This window comes from Pseudomonas sp. AU11447 (assembly GCF_001672555.2).
In the GTDB taxonomy this organism is placed as follows: domain Bacteria; phylum Pseudomonadota; class Gammaproteobacteria; order Pseudomonadales; family Pseudomonadaceae; genus Pseudomonas; species Pseudomonas nitroreducens.
The window spans coordinates 48,267-68,195 of the sequence record NZ_LZDG02000030.1; the positions used below are offsets into that span (position 1 = coordinate 48,267).

Annotated in this window: 17 protein-coding genes and 1 pseudogene; 12 read left to right on the forward strand and 6 right to left on the reverse strand. The window is 67.3% G+C overall.

The genetic code is table 11. From position 1 onward, the window contains the following. Positions 1–7 precede the first annotated feature (7 nt). Positions 8–901: a LysR family transcriptional regulator gene (locus A6723_RS08910; protein ID WP_054908509.1), complete on the forward strand. Its 894-nt coding sequence runs from the start codon at positions 8–10 to the stop codon at positions 899–901. Positions 902–1,008: 107 nt separating this feature from the next. Continuing rightward, entirely contained in the window at positions 1,009–2,109 is a 1,101-nt protein-coding gene (locus tag A6723_RS08915) for a M14 family metallopeptidase (RefSeq protein ID WP_054908510.1), read from the forward strand. A gap of 7 nt (positions 2,110–2,116) precedes the next feature. Here A6723_RS08915 and A6723_RS08920 read toward each other — a convergent pair whose 3' ends face one another. Continuing rightward, positions 2,117–3,025: a LysR substrate-binding domain-containing protein gene (locus A6723_RS08920; RefSeq protein WP_054908511.1), complete on the reverse strand. Its 909-nt coding sequence runs from the start codon at positions 3,023–3,025 to the stop codon at positions 2,117–2,119. Positions 3,026–3,183: 158 nt separating this feature from the next. Between A6723_RS08920 and A6723_RS08925 the strand changes: the two genes are divergently transcribed. The 6 genes from A6723_RS08925 to mrdA all read left to right on the forward strand — a co-directional run bounded on the left by A6723_RS08925 (position 3,184) and on the right by mrdA (position 10,614). After that, positions 3,184–4,482, forward strand: coding sequence for an FAD-binding oxidoreductase (locus A6723_RS08925; RefSeq protein WP_054908512.1), 1,299 nt, complete (start codon positions 3,184–3,186; stop codon positions 4,480–4,482). Positions 4,483–4,548: 66 nt separating this feature from the next. Then, a complete protein-coding gene (locus A6723_RS08930; RefSeq protein ID WP_054908513.1) occupies positions 4,549–5,640 on the forward strand; it encodes a polyamine ABC transporter substrate-binding protein in 1,092 nt (363 codons plus the stop codon). After that, entirely contained in the window at positions 5,637–6,905 is a 1,269-nt protein-coding gene (locus tag A6723_RS08935; protein ID WP_054908514.1) for an FAD-binding oxidoreductase, read from the forward strand. Before A6723_RS08930 ends, A6723_RS08935 begins: the two co-directional genes overlap by 4 nt. A 52-nt stretch (positions 6,906–6,957) precedes the next feature. Next, positions 6,958–7,857 (forward strand): DMT family transporter, encoded by a 900-nt coding sequence (locus A6723_RS08940; RefSeq protein ID WP_054908515.1) that lies wholly within the window; start codon positions 6,958–6,960, stop codon positions 7,855–7,857. Positions 7,858–7,908: 51 nt separating this feature from the next. Then, positions 7,909–8,307, forward strand: coding sequence for a heme-binding protein (locus A6723_RS08945; protein ID WP_054908516.1), 399 nt, complete (start codon positions 7,909–7,911; stop codon positions 8,305–8,307). A gap of 414 nt (positions 8,308–8,721) precedes the next feature. Then, positions 8,722–10,614, forward strand: a complete 1,893-nt coding sequence (mrdA, locus tag A6723_RS08950; RefSeq protein WP_054908517.1) for a penicillin-binding protein 2 — start codon at positions 8,722–8,724, stop codon at positions 10,612–10,614. A gap of 38 nt (positions 10,615–10,652) precedes the next feature. On the opposite strand, the gene A6723_RS08955 is transcribed toward mrdA, so the two are convergent. The 5 genes from A6723_RS08955 to A6723_RS32095 are packed head-to-tail and all read right to left on the reverse strand — an operon-like array spanning position 10,653 to position 15,974. Then, a complete protein-coding gene (locus tag A6723_RS08955; RefSeq protein WP_054908518.1) occupies positions 10,653–10,874 on the reverse strand; it encodes a formate dehydrogenase subunit delta in 222 nt (73 codons plus the stop codon). Further along, positions 10,871–13,774 carry a formate dehydrogenase subunit alpha gene (gene fdhF / locus A6723_RS08960; protein WP_054908519.1) on the reverse strand — a complete coding sequence of 968 codons (2,904 nt, stop codon included), beginning with the start codon at positions 13,772–13,774 and terminating at the stop codon, positions 10,871–10,873. Before fdhF ends, A6723_RS08955 begins: the two co-directional genes overlap by 4 nt. Then, positions 13,771–15,330: an NADH-quinone oxidoreductase subunit NuoF gene (locus A6723_RS08965; RefSeq protein WP_054908520.1), complete on the reverse strand. Its 1,560-nt coding sequence runs from the start codon at positions 15,328–15,330 to the stop codon at positions 13,771–13,773. The genes fdhF and A6723_RS08965 overlap by 4 nt, the downstream gene beginning before the upstream one ends. Further along, positions 15,324–15,806 carry a formate dehydrogenase subunit gamma gene (locus A6723_RS08970; protein WP_024765873.1) on the reverse strand — a complete coding sequence of 161 codons (483 nt, stop codon included), beginning with the start codon at positions 15,804–15,806 and terminating at the stop codon, positions 15,324–15,326. Before A6723_RS08970 ends, A6723_RS08965 begins: the two co-directional genes overlap by 7 nt. After that, positions 15,807–15,974: a hypothetical protein gene (locus A6723_RS32095; protein ID WP_156356600.1), complete on the reverse strand. Its 168-nt coding sequence runs from the start codon at positions 15,972–15,974 to the stop codon at positions 15,807–15,809. It abuts the gene before it with no gap. Between the two features lie 200 nt (positions 15,975–16,174). On the opposite strand from A6723_RS32095, the gene A6723_RS08975 reads away from it, so the two are divergent. From A6723_RS08975 to A6723_RS08990, 4 genes and pseudogenes are all read left to right on the forward strand, one after another. After that, positions 16,175–16,540, forward strand: a complete 366-nt coding sequence (locus A6723_RS08975; RefSeq protein ID WP_054908521.1) for a cytochrome c5 family protein — start codon at positions 16,175–16,177, stop codon at positions 16,538–16,540. Positions 16,541–16,556: 16 nt separating this feature from the next. Continuing rightward, positions 16,557–17,951, forward strand: a complete 1,395-nt coding sequence (locus A6723_RS08980; RefSeq protein WP_054908522.1) for a D-arabinono-1,4-lactone oxidase — start codon at positions 16,557–16,559, stop codon at positions 17,949–17,951. Between the two features lie 91 nt (positions 17,952–18,042). Continuing rightward, on the forward strand, positions 18,043–19,251 hold the full coding sequence (locus A6723_RS08985) for a DSD1 family PLP-dependent enzyme (RefSeq protein ID WP_371914049.1): 1,209 nt from the start codon (positions 18,043–18,045) through the stop codon (positions 19,249–19,251). 353 nt (positions 19,252–19,604) lie between these two features. After that, positions 19,605–19,929, forward strand: a pseudogene (locus tag A6723_RS08990) (type VI secretion system tip protein VgrG); the annotation flags it as partial.

Sequence of the window (19,929 nt, forward strand, 5' to 3'; positions counted from 1 at the left end):
TCTCGCCATGAAACTGCACCAATTGCGCGCCCTGCGCACCATTGCCGAGAGCGGCAGCCTGCAGGAGGCTTCGCGGCTGCTGGAGGTCACCCAGCCGTCGCTGTCCAAGGCGGTGAAGGAACTCGAAGGCGAGCTGGGCGTGCCGCTGCTGGTGCGTTCGAACCGCGGCGTGACAGTCACGGCCTATGGCGAGCGGCTGGTCAGCATGGCCCGCCTGGTGACCGAGGAAGTGCGCCGTGCGCGCGACGAGATCGACACACTCAAGGGCGAGGCGGCGGGGCGCGTAGCCATCGGCGTGTCGCCAGTGACGCCCAGCCGCGCCTTCGCCAACTGCTTCAAGCGCTATCGCGAGCTCTACCCCAGCGTGCAGTTGCAGATATTCGAGCTGCGCTCGGTGCAACTGTTCGAAGGACTGAAGGAAGGGCGGCTGGACCTCGTGCTGACCACCCAGCCAGCGCAGGAAGCCGCCGCCGGGCAGGTCTGGCACGAACTGGCGCCGCAGCCCTCGGCGCTGGCGGTGCGCAAGGGGCACCCGCTGGCGGGCGCACGTTCGCTGCACGAGTTGCTGGATCAGGAGTGGCTGCTGTCCGACCCGCTGGAAGTCGCCCTGGCCGGGCAGTTCTTTCGCGAGCGCCAGGTGGCGCCGCCCGAGCGCATAACGGAGTGTTCCTCGTCGTTGCTCTACCTGGAGTTGGCGGCCAGCACCGATGCGGTGAGCTTCTGGTCGCAGCGCATGCTCCAGTTGCCGATGGTGGCGCAGGCACTGGTACCCCTGCAGATCGCCGAGACGCCACCGGTGGCGAGCATCTCGATGGTCACCCGGCCGCAGGAGCTGATGACCCGCGAGGCCCGTCTGCTGACCGAGGAAGTGCTGGCGGCGTTCAATACCGCGGAAGCCTGACCGGCATAACCAGCTTCAATGCTCATGTGTAGAGATCATTACTCCGTGCCGCCGCGCTGATGCATCCTGCCGGCCGCCAGATGCCCCACGAAACGGCCGGAGTCTCCATGAAAGCATCGTCATATTTCTCCCAGAGCTACGCCCAGGCGCGCAGCAGGTTCCTCGATGCCTGCGCGGCCGCCGGCCTGCTGGTGGAGTCCCATGTCCATCCGCTAACCGGGCGCGATGGCGAGACGCTGGCGCTGGACGTCGCCCGCGAAGGCGCGCCCGATGCGCAGCGGCTGCTGATCATCAGCAGCGGCTGCCATGGCGTCGAAGGTTTCTGTGGCTCCGCTGTGCAGAGCGCACTGCTCGCCGACGCCCAATGGCGCGAGCATGCGCTGCGCCACGATTGCGCGGTGCTCTACCTGCATGCCGCCAACCCCCATGGCTTTTCCTGGTGGCGCCGCTGGACCCAGGAGAACGTCGACCTCAACCGCAACTTCCGCGACTTCACCCAGGCGGCCCCGGAGAACCCCGGTTATGCGCGCCTGGACCCGGTACTCGCGCCCCGTCGCTGGCCGAGCCCGTTGGGGCGCCTGCGGCTGCTCGGCTATGCACTGCGCCATGGTCGCTGGGAATTGCAGCGGGCGATTTCCTCCGGCCAGGCCAGTCATCCCGATGGGCTGTTCTTCTCGGGCACTCAGCCGACCTGGAGCAACCGCACCGTGCGCCAGGTGCTGCGCCAGCACGGCCGGCAATGCCGCGAAATAGCCTGGATCGACGTGCACACCGGCCTCGGTCCGACCGGCTACGGCGAGTACATCTACTCGGGTGATCCGCGCCCCGCAGCGTTGCTCCGCGCCCGCGCCTGGTGGGGCGACGAGGTGCGCTCCACGGAGGAGGGCAACAGCGTGTCGGTGAAGCTCAGCGGCAAGCTGGTCCACGCGGCATTCGAGGAGTGCCCGCAGGCGCTGCTGATCTCCATGAGCCTGGAGTTCGGCACCGTGCCCGGCTCGCAAGTGCTCGAAGCGCTGCGCGCCGACCAGTGGCTGCACCGCAACCCCGGTGCGCCGGTGGCAACGGCGCAACGGATCAAGCAGCAGCTGCGCGATGCCTTCTACGTCGACACCGACCAGTGGAAACAGGCCGTACTGACTCGCGCGCGGGATACCGCCTGGAAGGCGGTAGAGGGCCTGTGCAGCGAGATTCCACGAGAGCTGACCTGAACTCGGGTCAAGCTTGCAACTGGTTGCGCTGCTCCTCGAACCAGTCGAGCACCGCCTGGCAGGCTGGGTGGGCGGCGCCGCTGTCGCGCAGCCACAGGGCGTAGCGGCCGCCGGTCTTCAGCGCTTCGCCGAAAGGCACGATGAGGTCGCCACGCTGCAGGGCGTCGTGGGCCAGCATGCGGTCGGTCATGGCCACGCCCAGGCCGCGGGTGGCGGCGTCCAGCGCCAGGTCGTCGAGGTTGAACAGCATGTGCTTGAACTGCGCCGGTGGTGGCGCGGCCTGCGCGCGCAGCCACTGCGGCCATTCCAGGCCGCCGCTGGAGGCGTGGATCAGCGGGTGGCGAGCCAGTTCCTCCAGTGAGCGCGGCGGCTCCTGCCCGCCGTCCAGGCGCGGGGCGCAGACCGGGATAAGGTATTCGTCATACAGCGGCGTCAGCGCACGGCCCTGGGGGTCGCTGCCGCTGGGCAGGTAGAGCACGTAGGCGTCGCAGTCGCCGCCATCGTCCACCACTTCGCCGCCCACCGTCTCGATGGACAGGCACAGCTCCGGGTGCCGCGAGTAGAAGGAACTCAGGCGCGGCAGCAGCCAGCGTACCGCCAGCGAGACGAAGATACGGATGCGGAAGGGGCGGTCCGCCGAGGCCGGCGCCAGGCGTTCCTCCAGGCGCAGCAACTGCTGCAGCATGCCTTCAGCCACCGTGTACACCTCGCGGCCGGCGTCGGTCAGCGCCACCTTGCGGCTGGTGCGGTCGAACAGCGACACACGGTAGTACTCCTCCAGTTGCTGGACCTGCCGGCTGATGGCGCTCTGGGTCAGGTGCAGCTGTTGCGCGGCCGCTGTGAAGCTGCCGGATTCGGCAACGTGCACCAGCGCTTGCAGTGCCTGCAGGGAGGGAACGCGCAGCAGTTTGTCCATGAATCGTCCATCCACAATCTATGCGTTTTGCGAATACAAGGATGAAAAATGAGCGTTGGTGCGCCCAGCGCTACTGCCCGTAGATTCTGGTCATGACGCGCCATCGGGGAAATCGCTTGGATACGCCCGGCGCATGGATTGTGAAGGAGTGCCGGGCAATGAACAATCACTGCGGCTGGATCGCCCTGGCGGGCGAGTTGCCCGCGCGGCCGACGCTGAGTGCAACCCAGCGGGCGGACTGGCTGATCATCGGCGGCGGCATCACCGGGTTGTCCGCCGCTCACACACTGGCGGCGCGCTTTCCGCAACAGCGCGTGGTGCTGCTGGAGCGCCAGCGCATCGCCCAGGGCGCCTCCGCGCGCAACTCCGGTTTTGTCGTCGCCCACGAGTTGCCGGCGGCCGGCGAACGCCTGGGGCAACCCGGCCATGCCGCTTACCAGGTGGCCTCGCGCATCGGCATCGCGGCAGCGCAGGAGGTCCGCCAGCGCGTCGCCGAACTGAACATCGACTGCGAGCTTTACAACGACGGCTATCACTTCGCCGCCCACCGCGCCGAGCACCTGGGCGATATCGACGGCATCCTCGCCACGCTGGCCTCGGTGGGCGCCAACGCTCGCTACTACGAGGGCGCCGTGCTGGAGCAACGGCTCGGCAGCGCGTTCTATGCGCGGGCCATTCATTGCGCCGGCGGCAACGCACTGCTGCAACCTGCGCGCTATGTGAAGGGCCTGGCCGACAGCCTGCCGGCGTCAGTGGAGATCTTCGAGCAGAGCGGCGTGACCGACCTGCGCCGCAGCGGCCAGGGCTGGGTGGCACGCACCGCCCAGGGCGAAGTCCAGGCTTCGCAGGTGCTGGTCTGCCTGGGCGCATTCATCGCCCGCGCCGGCCTGCACGACAGCGGCGCCTTCCCGCTGGAACTCAGCGCCAGCATTACCCGCCCGCTGGATGAGCCACGTTGGCAGTCGCTGTTCGGCGAGCGTCAGTGGGGCGTGCTCGCGCCGTTGCCCGGTGGCGGCACCGTGCGCCTGCTGCCGGGGCGCCGGTTGCTGATCCGCAACACCGTCGAGTACCGCCATCGCGACCTCGACAACCGCGCGCTGGCCGAGCGCCGTCGCCGCCATCTCATCGGTTTGCAGAAGCGTTTCCCCGGCATCGTCGACGCCGACATCGCCTACAGCTGGACCGGCCACCTGAGCGGCACCCGCTCCGGCGAGCCGTATTTCGCTCGCGTCGACCAGGGCCTGCATGCCGTGGCCGGCTGCAACGGCTCGGGCGTGGCGCGCGGCACCCTGTGGGGGCGCCTGCTGGTGGAGATGACGACAGGGGGAGGCTCGCCGGTGCTGGCCGATGTGCTGGCGCAGGCGACCCCCGGCTACCTGCCGCCCAGCCCGTTCTTCGATATCGGCGCTTCGCTGCGCATGGCCTGGGAGGTGCGCCGCGCGCGAGCCGAGGCCTGATCCATCGCTTTACCCACGCACGACCATCCGTACAGACCATCTCCAAAAACAACAACCGAGGGCAGCATGATCAACCGTCCCATGACCCTGGCAGGCCTGGCCCTGTCGCTGTTGGCTGGCACCACCCAGGCGGCGCCGACCGTCACCATCGCCAACTGGAGCAGCTACATCGCCGACGACACCCTGGCGAACTTCACGAAGCAGACCGGCATCCAGACCACCTACGACCTGGTGGACAGCAACGAGACCACCGAAGCCAAGCTGATGACCGGCGCCAGCGGCTACGACCTGGCCAGCCCGTCCAACCACTTCCTGCCGCGGCTGATCAGGGCCGGCGCCATCCAGGAACTGGACAAGAGCAAGCTGCCCAACTGGAACAACCTCGACCCCAAGCTGATGAAGATCCTCGAGGTCAGCGACCCGGGTAACCGCTACGCCATTCCGTACCTCTGGGTGACCGTCGGCATCGGCTACAACGAGGACAGGATCAAGGCCATCTTTGGCAACACCGACGTCACCCGCAGCTGGCAACTGCTGTTCGATCCGAAGAATGCGGAGAAGCTCGCCCAGTGCGGCATCGCGGTGATCGACAACGCCACCCAGATGGTGCCCATCACCCTCAAGGTGCTCGGCCGCGACCCGGCCAGCCAGAACCCGGACGACTTCAAGGCGGCCGAGGCGGCGCTGCAGGCGATCCGCGCGTCGATCCGCTACTTCCACCAGTCCAAGTACGTCAGCGACCTGGCCAACGGCAACATCTGCGTCGCCATCGGCTTCAGCGGCGACGTGCTGCAGGCCATGACCACTGCCCAGCAGGCCGGCAACGGCGTGAAGATCGGCTACAGCCTGCCGCGTGAAGGCAGCACCATCGCGGTGGACACCGTGGTGATTCCCAAGGGCGCACCGCACCTGGACAACGCCTACGCCTACATGAACTACCTGCTGCAGCCCGAGGTGATCGCCAACATCACCAACGCCGTGCAGTACCCCAACGGCAACGCCGCCGCGAGCCAGTACGTGAAGCCGGAACTGCGTGCGAACCCGGCCGTCTATCCGCCACAGGAAGTGCTCGACACCCTGTTCCCGATCAAGACCCTGTCGCCCTCCGGGATGCGCATGAGCACCCGCCTGTGGACCCGAGTGATGAGCGGCAAATGACCCAGCCCAACGACCTGCGCCGCCACGCCCTGGTGGTCGGCGCCGGCGTGGTCGGCCTGGCCACCGCGCTGCAACTGCAACGCCGCGACTTCCGCGTGACCCTGCTGGACCGCAATCCGCCGGGCCTGGCCACGTCATTCGGCAACGCCTGCACCTTCGCCACCTACTCGGTGGAGCCGGTGGCCACGCCCGGCATCTGGCGCAAGGCGCCGGGCATGCTGTTGCGCCCGGACAGCCCGCTGGCGATCCGCCCGGCCTACCTGCCGCGCATCGCGCCGTGGCTGTTGCGGTTCCTGGCGGCTTCGCGGCGTGATCGCGTCGAGGCCATCGGCCACGACCTCAACACTCTGCTGCGCCCGTGCATGGAGGCGTGGCAGGGGTTGTTCGATGCGGCCGGCGCCAATGACCTGATCCGCCACGATGGCTCGCTGTACATCTTCGAGGAGCATGAACGCGGTGACGCCCAGGCCATGGTGGATTACCACCGGCGCTTCGAGGTGCCGATCCGCTTCGTCGAAGGCGGCGAGTTGCGCGAGCTGGAACCTGCGCTCAACGCGCGCGCGAGCTGCGCCGTGGAGCTGCCCGGCGTGAGCCGCACGCTCGATCCGTACGCGTTGAGCCTGCGCCTGTTCGAGCGCTTCGTTTCCATGGGGGGCGAGTTCCGTCGCGGCGAGCTGCTGGGCATCGATCCGGCCGGGCAGGGCAGGGACGCGGTGCAGGCGCAACTGGCGACCGGTGAGCGGCTGGCCGCCGACCGCGTGGCGCTGTGCACCGGCGCCTGGTCGCGAACCTTGGTGGACCAGTTGGGCGATGCCGTGCCGCAGGACACCGAGCGCGGTTACCACGTGCTCTTCGGCCATGCCGGCCAGGTGCTCAATCGCCCGGTGTGCTGGGGCGCCGGCGGCTTCTACATGACGCCCATGGCACAGGGCCTGCGGGTGGCCGGCACGGTGGAGTTCGCCGGACTGGAAGCGCTGCCGAGCCCGGCGCGCTACCGCTGCCTGACCCGTGGCGCGCGGCGCTTCCTGCGCCTGCAGCACGAGCCGGTGTCGCAGTGGATGGGCTTCCGCTCCTCGGTGCCGGACAGCATGCCGGTGCTCGGCCCGTCCCGGCGGCTGCCGCAGGTGTTCTACAACTTCGGCCACGGCCACATCGGCCTGACCCTCGGCGCCATCACCGGCCAGTTGCTCGCCGAGCAGGCCAGCGACGTCGTCACCAGCGTGCCGGTGACGCCGTTCCTCGCCAGCCGCTTCAGCCCACGCTGAAGCGCCGGCATTCATCACGGACATTCACCCCGAGCAGGAAGGAGAACACGACATGCCCCAGCTGACCCTCGTTGCCCCTCGCAGCCATGCCATGCGCAGCGTGGGCCTGATGCTGTTGTCGATGTTCTGCTTCGCCGTGGTGGATGCACTGGCCAAGGTCGTGGCGCTGAAATACCCGGCCAACGAAGTGACCTTCTTCCGCATGGCCTTCGGCGTGCTGCCGGCCTTCCTGCTCTGCCTGCGCGGGCGGCCGCTGGTGCAGCGCTGGCGGCAGCTGGACGTGCGCGGGCAGACTATTCGCGCGGTGACGCTGCTCGGGTCATCCGCGCTGTTCTTCGCCGGGTTGCCCTATGTGCCCCTGAGTGAAGCTATCTCCATCGCCTATTCCGAGGCGCTGCTGGTGATCGTGCTGGCGCCGCTGCTGTTGGGCGAACGCCTGCTGCCGCGCAATGCGCTGGCGGCGGTGCTCGGCTTCCTTGGCGTGCTGATGGTGGTCAAGCCCGACAACGCCGAAGCCAGCCTGGTTGGTCCGGCGCTACTGGTGGCCAGTGCCTTCTTCGGCGCGCTGTCGATGATCCAGATCCGGCGCATCCGCGAGACCGACGACTCGACCACCACGGTGCTGTATTTCACCGTGGTCGGCACGCTGGTGACCGGCGCCACGCTGCCGTTTTCCTGGAGCACGCCGAGCCTGCCGGACCTGGGGCTGATGCTTGCCCTCGGCCTGCTGGCGACGCTGGGCCAACTGCTGTTCACCATCGCCGTGCGCCGCGCCCACGCGGCCACCCTGGCGCCTTACACCTACACCAGCATCATCTGGGCGAGCTTGCTCGGCTACCTGATCTGGGGCGAAGTACTCAGCCTGCTGTCGTTGGTCGGCATCGTGCTGATCGTCGGCAGCGCGGTGGTCGTGGCGGTGCTGGAGCAGCCGCCGGAAGGCTCGGTGGTCTGACTTTCCAGGCTTCCCACTTGGCGCTGCGCGCCGATTCACAAGAGAGATTTCATGCAACAGAAAGCCGTACTCGACCAGCTCGACGTCACCCGCATCGTCGCTGCCGCCACCGACGAAGCCCGGCGCCAGGGCTGGGCGGTCTGCATTGCCGTAGCCGACGACGGGGGCCACCCGCTGGCGCTGGTGCGCCTGGATGGCTGCGCCCAGGCCAGCGCCTACATCGCCACCGAGAAGGCCCGCAGCGCGGCTATCGGCCGGCGCGAGACCCGCGAGTACGAGAACATGGTCAACGGCGGCCGCACCGCCTTCCTCAGCGCGCCGCTGCTCACTTCCCTGGAGGGCGGCGTGCCGATCCTGGTGGCGGGGCAGGTGGTGGGCGCGGTGGGGGTTTCCGGCGTCAGGGCCGAGCAGGACGCACAGGTCGCCAGGGCGGGGATCGCCGGGCTCTGAGGTAGGCGTTGGCATCGCTTGCGGGAGCAGGCCATGCGTGCTCCTCCAGCTGGCGCCGGCATTGCCATTTTCGTAGGAGCAACCGTCTTCTGCCGGGAAGTCCATACCTGCGCATCCCCTATCCCCAGCCAGGGTTAGGGAGAGGGTAGGCCCTGGCGCCAGCGCTCCACTTACAGGCGAACTTTGCGGGATCGCGAAGGCAACGCCTCGACTATCGGTCAGAATCCGGCCTGTCGGTCTGGTACCATGCCGCGCCGGCATGCCAGACGACGCGTGATTGCACCGCGCCAGGTGCTGCCGGCTTCTTCCGTCCAACTGCGCTGCAAACAGGCCGCATCGATCGGAAAGCCCCCGCGCCCGGCGTGGTTGAACCGCTTTTCCGCAGGATCGATGGGGACCTTCTGGAATCTCCCGATGCACGATCCGATCAAACTCAAGGACCACCAGCAGGAGTCGACGCTGGTCAACCGCCGGCTGATCGCCTGCGGCCTGCTGGTGGCCATGATGAGCGTGACCCTGGTGGCAAGGATGTACTTCCTCCAGGTCACCGACTACGCGACCAACGCCACCGTCTCCGAGAACAACCGTATCCACGTGCTGCCGATTCCCCCGGAGCGCGGGCTGATCTTCGACCGCAATGGCAAGGTGCTGGCCGAGAACCTGCCGAGCTTCAACCTCACCCTGACCCGCGAGCGCGCCGGCAACTCGGTGGCGGTGCTCGATCAGGTCACCGATATTCTTCACCTGAGCCCCGAGCAACGCCTGCAGTGCGACAAGGCCTTGAAGAAGAGCCGCCACCCCTTCGAGCCGGTCACCCTGCTGCATGAGCTGAGCGAGGAGCAGATCGCCCTCATCGAGGTCAATCGCTACAAGCTGCCGGGCATCGATGTGGATGCCGAATTCGTCCGTCACTACCCTTACGGCGAGCATTTCGCCCACTCGGTCGGCTTCGTCGGGCGGATCAACGAGCGCGAGGCCACCCGCCTCGACAGCACCGAGTACCGCGGCACCGAGTACGTCGGCAAGACCGGCGTCGAGCACTTCTATGAATCGCAGCTGCATGGTCATGTGGGCTACGAGGAAGTGGAAACCAACGCCCAGGGCCGCGTCATGCGGGTGCTGAAGAAGGTTGCGCCGGTGGCCGGGGAGAACATCGTGCTGGGCCTGGACGTGGACCTGCAGGTCGCCGCCGAGAAGGCCCTGGGCGATCGCCGCGGCTCCGTGGTGGCGCTGGACCCGAATACCGGCCAGGTGCTGGCGATGGTCAGCAACCCGAGCTTCGACCCCAACCTGTTCGTCAACGGCATCAGCTCGGCGCAGTACGCCGAACTGCGTGATTCCATCGACCGGCCGCTGTTCAACCGTGCGCTGCGCGGCCTCTACTCGCCGGGCTCGACCATCAAGCCGGTGGTGGCCATCGCCGGGCTGGATACCGGCACCATCACGCCGGCCACGCGGGTCTTCGATCCGGGCTATTTCCAGCTGCCCAACTTCGACCACAAGTACCGCAACTGGAATCACAGCGGCGATGGCTGGGTCGACCTCGACACGGCCATCAAGCGTTCCAACGACACCTACTTCTACGACGTCGCCCACAAGCTCGGCATCGACCGCATGCACGACTACCTGAGCCGCTTCGGGCTCGGCAGCAAGGTCTCCATCGACATGGCCGAGGAATCCGCCGGGCTGATGCCGTCCCGCGAATGGAAACGCGCCACCCGGCGCCAGGCCTGGTTCCCCGGCGAGACGGTGATCCTCGGCATCGGCCAGGGCTACATGCAGGTGACGCCGCTGCAACTCGCCGAAGCGACCTCGCTGATCGCCAGCAAGGGCGCCTGGCACCGTCCGCGCCTGGCTGAGTCGGTGGGCGGGGAAGACGTCGTCGATGCCAATCCCATGCCCGACATCCACCTGAGCAATCCCCGCGACTGGGACGCGGTGAACTACGGCATGCAGCTGGTCATGCACGATCCGGGCGGCGGCGCGCGCGCCGCGGGGCAGGGCGCGCAGTATCGCATTGCCGGCAAGAGCGGCACCGCGCAGATCGTCGCGATCCGCCAGGGCGAGCGCTACAACCGCCTGAAGACCCAGGAGCGCCACCGCGACAACGCCTTGTTCGTCGGCTTCGCCCCCGCCAGCGATCCGTCCATCGTGGTCTCGGTGACCATCGAGAACGGCGAGGCCGGCGGGCGGGTGGCCGGCCCGGTAGTGCGCGAGATCATGGACGCCTGGCTGCTCGACCAGGACGGCAAGCTCAAACCGCAGTACGCGGTCCCGGCTGAGACTGCTTCGGGCAAACACGCCTGAGGCCTTGCCAGCAGCCCGGTCTGTGCACCGGGCTTCGGCTAGGTCTGCGCGGTCGTCTCTGCCAGCGCCGCCCGCACCAGGGCGTGCAACTCCTCGCCCGGGTTCTGCTCATGCCAGGCCTTGATTTCGCGGCGCATGGCGGGCGTCCAGAAGTTCTGCAGGTGTTGCTGCACGCCCTGCACCGCCAGGGCAGGGTCTGACTCGGTGGAGAAGTATTGGCCGATCTGGTTGGCCATCTTGATCAGGTTCTCGACGCTCATCGACGGACCTCGGCTCTCTCGTTTTGCGCGGCTTGGGCATGACGGCGCTCCTTGAGCAGGCGGCGTTGTTCGTCGCTGAACGCCTGGTAGCGCTTCTGCCATTCCGAAGGCTGGAACACGCGCACCACTTCCACCGCCGTGACCTTGTATTCCGGGCAGTTGGTGGCCCAGTCGGAGTTGTCGGTGGTGATCACATTGGCGCCCGATTCGGGGAAGTGGAAGGTCGTGTAGACCACGCCCGGCGCTACCCGCTCGCTGACCTTGGCGCGCAGCACCGTCTGCCCGGCGCGGCTGCCCACGCCGACCCAGTCGCCGTCGTTGATGCCCCGGCTCTCGGCATCGCTGGCGTGGATTTCCAGGCGATCTTCCTCGTGCCAGGCGACGTTGTCGGTGCGCCGGGTCTGGGCGCCGACGTTGTACTGGCTGAGGATGCGCCCGGTGGTGAGCAGCAGCGGGTAGCGGGCGTTGACCTTCTCTTCCGTGGGCACGTAGCCGGTGAGCATGAAACGCCCCTTGCCGCGCACGAACTGCTCGATGTGCATGGTCGGTGTGCCATCGGGCGCGGCGTCGTTGCACGGCCATTGCAGGCTGCCGTGGCGGTCCAGTTCGGCGTAGCTGACGCGGGTGAAGGTCGGTGTCAGGCGGGCGATCTCGTCCATGATCTGCGATGGGTGCCGGTAGTCCATGGCATAGCCCAGCGCGTTGGCCAGGGCGACCGTGGCTTCCCAGTCGGCCTTGCCGCCCAGTGGCTCCATCACTTTTCGTACCCGCGAGATGCGCCGTTCGGCGTTGGTGAAGGTGCCGTCCTTTTCCAGGAAGGAGCTGCCCGGCAGGAACACATGGGCGAACTTGGCGGTCTCGTTGAGGAAGATGTCCTGTACCACCACGCATTCCATGGCGGAGAGGGCCGCGGTGACGTGCTGGGTGTTGGGGTCGCTCTGGGCGATGTCTTCGCCCTGGCAGTACAGCGCCTTGAAGGTGCCGCCCAGCGCTGCTTCGAACATGTTGGGGATGCGCAGGCCGGGGTCGGGCTGCAACGTCACGCCCCAGGCCTGTTCGAACTGGCTGCGCACGGTCTGGTTGGAAATGTGCCGGTAGCCGGGCAGCTCGTGGGGGAAGGAGCCCATGTCGCACGAGCCCTGCACGTTGTTCTGGCCGCGCAGCGGGTTCACCCCGACGCCTTCGCGGCCGACGTTGCCGGTGGCCATTGCAAGGTTGGCGATGCCCATCACCGCGGTGCTGCCCTGGCTGTGTTCGGTGACGCCCAGGCCGTAGTAGATCGCCGCGTTGCCGCCGGTGGCGTAGAGGCGGGCGGCGGCGCGGATTTCCTCGGCAGGCACGCCGCAGACCGGGCCGAGCACTTCCGGGGCGTTCTCCGGCAGGCTGACGAAATCGCGCCAGCGGATGAAGTCGCTGGCCTCGCAGCGCGCATCGACGAAGTCCTGCTTGACCAGGCCCTCGGTGACGATGACGTGCGCCAGCGCGTTGAGCATGGCGACGTTGGTGCCAGGGCGCAGTTGCAGGTGCAGTTCGGCGCGGGCGTGGGGCGAGTCGACCAGGTCGATGCGCCGGGGGTCGATGACGATCAGTTGCGCACCCTGGCGCAAGCGGCGCTTGAGCTGCGAGCCGAACACCGGGTGTGCGTCGGTGGGGTTGGCGCCCATCACCAGCACCACGTCGGAGTGCATCACCGAGTCGAAACTCTGGGTGCCGGCAGACTCGCCGAGGGTCTGCTTCAGGCCGTAGCCGGTCGGCGAGTGGCAGACTCGCGCACACGTATCGACGTTGTTGTTGCCGAACGCCGCGCGCACCAGTTTCTGTACCAGGTAGGTCTCTTCGTTGGTGCAGCGGCTGGAGGTGATGCCGCCGATGGAGTCGCGCCCGTATTTCGTCTGGATGCGGCGGAATTCGCTGGCAGCATAGGTGACGGCCTCGTCCCAGCTGACTTCCTGCCAGGGGTCGCTGATGTGCTTGCGGATCATCGGCTTGGTGATGCGATCCGGATGCGTGGCGTAGCCCCAGGCGAAGCGGCCCTTGACGCAGGAGTGGCCGTGGTTGGCCTGGCCGTTCTTGTCCGGGACCATGCGCACCAGCTGGTTGCCCTTCATCTCGGCGCGGAAGGAGCAGCCCACGCCGCAGTAAGCGCAAGTGGTGATGACGGCGCGCTCGGGCTGGCCGATCTCGACCACGCTCTTTTCCATCAGCGTGGCGGTGGGGCAGGCCTGCACGCAGGCGCCGCAGGAGACGCATTCGGAGTCGAGGAAATTCTCGCCGCCGGCCGCCGCCACACGGGACTCGAAGCCGCGCCCAGAGATCGTCAGGGCGAAGGTGCCTTGGGTTTCCTCGCAGGCGCGCACGCAGCGGTTGCAGACGATGCACTTGCTCGGGTCGTAGTCGAAGTAGGGGTTGGAGACGTCCTTGGCATCCTTCAGGTGGTTGGCGCCGTCGTAGCCGTAGCGCACTTCGCGCAGGCCGACCTGGCCGGCCACGGTCTGCAACTCGCAGTTGCCGTTGGCGGAGCAGGTCAGGCAATCCAGCGGGTGGTCGGAGATGTACAGCTCCATGACGTTGCGGCGCAGGCCCGCCAGCTCCGGCGTCTGCGTGCGCACCACCATGCCCTCGCTGACCGGCGTGGTGCAGGAGGCCGGGTAGCCGCGCATACCGTCGATCTCCACCAGGCACATGCGGCAGGAGCCGAAGGCTTCCAGGCTGTCGGTGGCGCAGAGTTTGGGAATGCTGGTGCCCAGCAGCGCAGCGGCGCGCATCACCGAAGTGCCGGCAGGGACGCTGATTTCGCGGCCGTCGATGCTCAGGCTGACCTGCACGTCGCTCTCGCGGGCGGGTGTGCCGAGGTCGATGTCACTCGTGCTGGACGTTGCGGGATCGAAGAAATTGATCACGAGTCGGCCTCCGAAGTCGCCAGACCGAAGTCGGCGGGGAAGTGCTTGAGGGCGCTGGCCACGGGGAAGGCGGTCATGCCGCCGAGGGCGCAGAGCGAGCCGTATTGCATCGTGTCGCAGAGGTCGGTGAGCAGCCGCGCCTGTTCCTCGCGGGCGCTGAGGTCGGTAGCGGCGATCAGCCGGTCGACCACCTCCACGCCACGGGTCGAACCGATGCGGCAGGGCGTGCACTTGCCGCAGGATTCCTCGGCGCAGAACTGCAGGGCGAAGCGTGCCATGCGTGCCATGTCGAGCGTGTCGTCGGCGACCACCACGCCACCATGGCCGAGCATGGCGCCGACGGCGGCGAAGGCTTCGTAGTCCAGCGGGGTGTCGAACTGCGAGGGCGGTACCCAGGCACCGAGCGGGCCACCAACCTGCGCAGCCTTCAGCGGTCGGCCGCTGGCGGTGCCGCCGCCGTAGCCTTCCACCAGCTCGCGCAGGGTCAGGCCGAAGGCACGTTCCACCAGCCCGCCGTGGCGTATGTTGCCCGCCAGTTGGAAGGGCATGGTGCCCAGCGAACGGCCCATGCCGAAGTCGCGGTAGTACTGTGCGCCCCTGGCCAGGATGATCGGCACCGAGGCCAGGGTGAGCACGTTGTGCACCAGCGTCGGCAGCCCGAATAGGCCTTGCAGCGCCGGCAGCGGCGGCTTGGCGCGGACCACGCCGCGCTTGCCTTCCAGGGAATCCAGCAGGGCGGTTTCCTCACCGCAGATGTAGGCGCCGGCGCCGACCCGCACTTCCAGCTCGAAGGCGCGGCCACTGCCGCAGACATCGTCGCCGAGGTAGCCGGCTTCGCGGGCGATCCTCAGGGCGAGGTTGAGTGTCACGATGGCGTCCGGGTACTCGGAGCGCACGTAGAGGTAGCCCATGCTCGCGCCGACGGCGAGGCCGGCGATGGCCATGCCTTCGATCAGCAGGAAGGGGTCGCCTTCCATCAGCATGCGGTCGGCGAAAGTGCCGGAGTCACCTTCGTCGGCGTTGCACACCACGTATTTCTGCGGGCCAACGGCGTCACGCACGGTGCGCCACTTGATGCCGGCGGGGAAGGCCGCGCCGCCACGGCCGCGCAGGCCGGAATCGAGCACGGCGGCAACCACCTCGGTGCCGTCCATGCCGATGGCGCGGGCCAGGCCTTCGAAGCCGCCATGGGCACGGTAGTCATCCAGCGACAGCGGCCGCGTGATGCCGGCGCGGGCGAACAGCAGGCGCTGCTGGGTCTTCAGGTAGGCAATCTCTTCCACCAGTCCCAGGGCCAACGGGTGGTGTGCAGGGTCGTCGGCCAGCGCATCGAAGAGGGCGGGGACATCGGCTGCCGCCAGTGGGCCGAAGCCCAGCCGGCCTTCGCCGCTGTCCATTTCCACCAGCGGTTCCAACCAGTACAGGCCGCGGGAGCTGGTGCGCTGGATCTCCAGCGGAATCTGGCGTCGCTCGGCTTCGGCGACCAGGGCGTCGGTCACCTCATCGGCGCCCACCGCGCGGGCCAGCGAATCGCAGGGGATGAACAGCTTCAACATGCGGCGTCCTCCCGGCAACCGTTCACCAGCTCGCGCAGGCGTTCGGCGGTGAGGCGCGCGTGCACCCGGCCGTCCAGTTCCAGGGCCGGCGAGCAGGCGCAGGCGCCCAGGCAATAGACCGGGCGCAGGGCGATGCGGCCGTCGGCGCTGGTGCCGTGGTCGTCCAGCCCGAGCTGTTCGCGCAGTTGTGCGGCGAGGGCTTCGGCGCCGCGGCTCTGGCACGACTCGGCGCGGCACAGGCGCAGCGTATGGCGGGCCGGGGGCGCGGTGCGGAAGTCGTGGTAGAAGCTGATCACCCCGCGCACCTCGGCGACGCTGAGGTTCAGGGCGTGGGCGATTTCAGGGAGGGCATCGTCGGGGATGTAGCCGACGCAATCCTGGATGGCATGAAGCACTGGCAGCAGGGCGCCGGGCGTGGCTTTCAGGCGTTCCAGAACATCATGGATCAGGGGCAGGTGAAGCGAATCATCAGGCATTCAGCGCACCTCGATATCACGGATGCCTGCCATCGGCGGCGATCCGGAATCCTTCGGCTGCGGCGTACCGGCCACGTCACGGTCGGCGTGGCTGTTCGGGGCGCCATTCTTATTATCCGGCCAGGCATCTGGGCGCGCCTGGTCCTCGACAGTATGGAAGCTTGCCATCCCTTGTGTTCAAGGATTGCACCGCAGCGACCCTGCGCATCCTGAAACCGACAGACTGCCGAAACGGCCACGCTGTCCGCTCAGAGCCCCCTTGTTGGCCGGCAAAGCCCTCGGTGGCGAGCAGCGCTCGACTTAACCTGCTGCTGCCCATGACAACAAGAATCCGCGCCGTTCCCGCGCGCGGGAAAAAGGGGAGCACCATGCATAAACCCGCAACGGCCTGGCTGCCGGTTGCCCTGCTGGCCCTGGTCGGCCTGCTCGGCGGCTGTGGCGATGACGCCGCGCCGCCTACCCGCAACGCCGCCGCCCTGGCACCTGCCGATCCCGCGTTGGCGAAAATCTATGACAGCAGCTGCAAGCTCTGCCACGCCAACCCGGCGTCGGGAGCACCGCAGGCCGGTGATGCGAAAGCCTGGCAGCCCCGTGTGGCCCAGGGCGCCGACAGCCTGCTGGACCACAGCATCAATGGTTTCAAGGGCATGCCGCCGATGGGCATGTGCATGCAGTGCTCGGAAGACGAGTTCCTGGCGCTGATTTCCTTCATGTCCGGCCAGTCGGTCCGGTAAGGGCGGGGTTGCTTCGATGCCTATTCATCTCACCCGTCGCCAACTCCTGCACAGCGCTGGCATTGCCGGCGCATTCGCGGCGCTGTCGAGCAGCCCGCTGGCCGCCGAACTGGCCCGCGCGCCACGGCTGATTCCCTGGCGCAACTGGTCCGGCGGGCAGAGCTGCCTGCCCGCGGCGCGCCTGGCTCCGCAGAGCCTCGATGAGCTGGTGCAGGTCATCCGCCAGGCCGAGGGCAAGGTGCGCCCGGTGGGTTCGGCGCACTCCTTCAGCGCCCTGGTGCCGACCGACGGTACGCTGGTGTCGCTGGCCTACTTCAACGGCCTGCTCGGCCACGATGCCGACACATTGCAGGCGGAATTCGCGGCCGGCACGCCGATGTCGCTCATGGGGCCGGCACTGAAGGAGGTCGGCCAGGCGCTGCCGAACATGGCGGACATCGACTACCAGACCCTGGCCGGGGCGATCTCCACCTCGACCCACGGCACCGGAGTCGGCTTCGGCTCCTATTCCTCGCGCGTCACCGGCTTGCAACTGGTGACCGCCAGCGGCGAGGTGCTGGACTGCGATGCCCAGCGCCACCCCGAGGTGTTCAACGCCGCGCGGGTATCCCTCGGCGCCTTTGGCATCGCCACCCGCGTGCGCTTGCAGAACCGCCAGGCCTATCGCCTGCGCGAGCGGCAGTGGGTGGCAAGCACCGAGGAATTGCTGGAGGACCTGGAGAAGAACACCCGCGAGAACCAGCACTGGGAAATGCAGGTCATGACCCATTCCGACTACGCGCTGTCCATCGCCCTGAACGAGACCACCGACCCGGCCACGCCACCGCTGGACCCGGCCGAGGAGGGCGGCAACCAGTTCGTCAGCATCATCGAGAACCTCGACAAGTACGGCAGCGACTTCCCCGCCGCGCGGCGCTTCCTGCTCAACAGCCTGCGCCATGTCGCCAGCTTCGACGACCGTGTCGGCGACTCCTACGACATCTACGCCAACGTGCGCAACGTGCGCTTCAACGAGATGGAGTATTCGGTCCCGGCGGAACACGGGCCAGCCTGCCTGCGCGAGATTCTGAAGAAGATCAACGACAAGGACCTGCGCACCTGGTTCCCCATCGAATACCGCTACGTGAAGGCCGATGACATTCCGCTGAGCATGTTCGAAGGCCGCGACAGCTGCTCAATCTCCGTGCACCAGCACTACAGCATGGACCACCACAACTTCTTCGCCGCCATCGAACCGATCTTCTGGAAGTACGCCGGCCGGCCGCACTGGGGCAAGCTGCACACGCTCAACGCGCGCACGCTGCAACCGCTGTACCCGCGCTGGAAGGAATTCACCGAGGTGCGCCGCGAGCTGGACCCGCAGGGCAAGTTCCTCAATGCCCACCTGTCATCGATCCTGGGCGTGGCCTGACAAGGAAGAACAACCCATGAAACGACGCCATTTCATCGTCGGTGCGGCCGGGGCAGGTGTTCTGCTCGCCGGCGCCGGCGCCGGTGCCTGGCTGCGCCCGTCCGACCACGGCGCGCCTTACGACGACTACTTCGCCCGGCTGAACCGCGAACTGCGCGAGCACGGGCCGATGCGCCCGGTGATGCTGATCGACCTCGACCGCCTGGACCACAACGTCGACGTGGTGATGCAGTCGGTCGCCCGCACCGGCAAGCACCTGCGCGTGGTGGAGAAGTCCCTGCCGTCGCCGCAGTTGCTCGACTACATCGCCAAGCGCGCCGGCACTCGGCGGATGATGTCGTTCCACCAGCCGTTCCTCAATCACGATGCCGAGCGCTTTCCCGATGCCGACCTGCTGCTGGGCAAGCCACTGCCGGTCGGCTCGGCACAGCAGTTCTACGAGGAACTTCGCGGCCCGTTCGACCCGACGAAACAGCTGCAATGGCTGCTCGACACCCCCGAGCGCCTGCAGCAGTACCTGGCGCTGGCGCAAGGGCGCAACACCCGCCTGCGGATCAACATCGAACTGGACGTCGGCCTGCACCGTGGCGGTGTGGCGGACCACGCGACGCTGGACAGGATGCTCACGATCATCGGCGCCAACCCGCAGCACCTGGAGTTCGCCGGGTTCATGGGCTACGACCCCTTCGTCGGCATGGGCGTGCCCGAGGTACTGGGCTCCTCCGAGGAGCTTTTCGCCAAGGTCATGACGCTTTACGACGGCTTCGTCGACTACGCGCGCACCCGGCATGCGCCGCTGTGGAAGCCGGGGCTGACGCTCAATACCGCCGGCAGCCCCAGCTACAAGATGCACGAGAACGAACGCACCAGCACCGAAGTGTCGGTGGGTTCGGCGCTGGTCAAGCCGACCCACTACGACCTGCCGTCGCTGGTGGACCACCAGCCGGCAGCCTTCATTGCCACGCCAGTCATCAAGAGTACTGGCCCGGTGCGGATTCCGGCACTGGACGACAAATCGGCACTGTTCTCCTGGTGGGATGCCAACCAGCGCGAGACCTTCTTCGTCTACGGCGGCAACTGGATGGCCGAACCCGAGTCGCCCAGGGGGTTGCAGTTCAACGGCCTGTACGGGCGCAGCTCGAACCAGGAAATGGTCAACGGCTCCAGCGCCGTGAACCTGAAAGTGGACGACCAGATGTTCCTGCGCCCGACCCAGTCCGAGTCGATCCTGCTGCAGTTCGGCGACCTGCTGGCGATACGCGGGGGGCGCATCGTCGAGCACTGGCCGGTTTATAGCTGAGCGGCGTAGCTGCGGAACGGATGCCCCGGGCCATCTGCCCGAGCATCTGTTCCACTCAGCTACCGCCCGAAGGGGTGATTGATTCGGCAGCAAGGACATGGCAAGTGGTAGTCATTGGCAGAGTTCCTATCGCATGGAGGTCTGCCGACGTTGCTGTCGATCGCAGGAGCGTGGCCGGCCGTATTTGAAGCGGCCTGAAGAGCCGCGAAGGCAAGGTTTACTCGATTCTCCGGGCTCTGGAGTAAAAACTCGCATCACCAGCGACGTATCGGACAGTTTTTCGGGACCAGTCCTAACGACAAGACTATCGCCTAACTGGTGGGATCGACGTTCTTCTGGAACGGATGCCCGCCATGCTCAACGAGATACGCACCTTCTTCGACCACAGCCGCCATACCGTCGTGGTGGAAGGCCAGGATTCCCCGCTGGACGTCCTGGCGTTTTCCGGTAGCGAGGCACTCAGCGAGACCTTCCTCTACGCCATYGAAGTCACCAGCCCSAAYCTMGACATCGCCGCCGATACTCTGCTTGGCAAGGACGCCAGCTTCAGCCTGCGCGCCGCGCCGCCGTCGATCACCATCCTCGGTTTCACGCCGCCGCCCGTAGCTCCGCTACGTACCCTGCACGGCGTGATTACTCACTTCAAAAGACTCTCGGCATCCCGAGATGAAGCACGCT

What these genes read in the sequence shown, in the direction of transcription:
- A6723_RS08910 (WP_054908509.1), top strand. Translation starts at nt 8, where the DNA reads ATGAAACTGCACCAATTGCGCGCCCTGCGCACCATTGCCGAGAGCGGC.
- A6723_RS08915 (WP_054908510.1), top strand. Translation starts at nt 1,009, where the DNA reads ATGAAAGCATCGTCATATTTCTCCCAGAGCTACGCCCAGGCGCGCAGC.
- A6723_RS08920 (WP_054908511.1), bottom strand. Translation starts at nt 3,025, where the DNA reads ATGGACAAACTGCTGCGCGTTCCCTCCCTGCAGGCACTGCAAGCGCTG.
- A6723_RS08925 (WP_054908512.1), top strand. Translation starts at nt 3,184, where the DNA reads ATGAACAATCACTGCGGCTGGATCGCCCTGGCGGGCGAGTTGCCCGCG.
- A6723_RS08930 (WP_054908513.1), top strand. Translation starts at nt 4,549, where the DNA reads ATGATCAACCGTCCCATGACCCTGGCAGGCCTGGCCCTGTCGCTGTTG.
- A6723_RS08935 (WP_054908514.1), top strand. Translation starts at nt 5,637, where the DNA reads ATGACCCAGCCCAACGACCTGCGCCGCCACGCCCTGGTGGTCGGCGCC.
- A6723_RS08940 (WP_054908515.1), top strand. Translation starts at nt 6,958, where the DNA reads ATGCCCCAGCTGACCCTCGTTGCCCCTCGCAGCCATGCCATGCGCAGC.
- A6723_RS08945 (WP_054908516.1), top strand. Translation starts at nt 7,909, where the DNA reads ATGCAACAGAAAGCCGTACTCGACCAGCTCGACGTCACCCGCATCGTC.
- mrdA (WP_054908517.1), top strand. Translation starts at nt 8,722, where the DNA reads ATGCACGATCCGATCAAACTCAAGGACCACCAGCAGGAGTCGACGCTG.
- A6723_RS08955 (WP_054908518.1), bottom strand. Translation starts at nt 10,874, where the DNA reads ATGAGCGTCGAGAACCTGATCAAGATGGCCAACCAGATCGGCCAATAC.
- A6723_RS08965 (WP_054908520.1), bottom strand. Translation starts at nt 15,330, where the DNA reads ATGTTGAAGCTGTTCATCCCCTGCGATTCGCTGGCCCGCGCGGTGGGC.
- A6723_RS08970 (WP_024765873.1), bottom strand. Translation starts at nt 15,806, where the DNA reads ATGCCTGATGATTCGCTTCACCTGCCCCTGATCCATGATGTTCTGGAA.
- A6723_RS32095 (WP_156356600.1), bottom strand. Translation starts at nt 15,974, where the DNA reads ATGGCAAGCTTCCATACTGTCGAGGACCAGGCGCGCCCAGATGCCTGG.
- A6723_RS08975 (WP_054908521.1), top strand. Translation starts at nt 16,175, where the DNA reads ATGCATAAACCCGCAACGGCCTGGCTGCCGGTTGCCCTGCTGGCCCTG.
- A6723_RS08980 (WP_054908522.1), top strand. Translation starts at nt 16,557, where the DNA reads ATGCCTATTCATCTCACCCGTCGCCAACTCCTGCACAGCGCTGGCATT.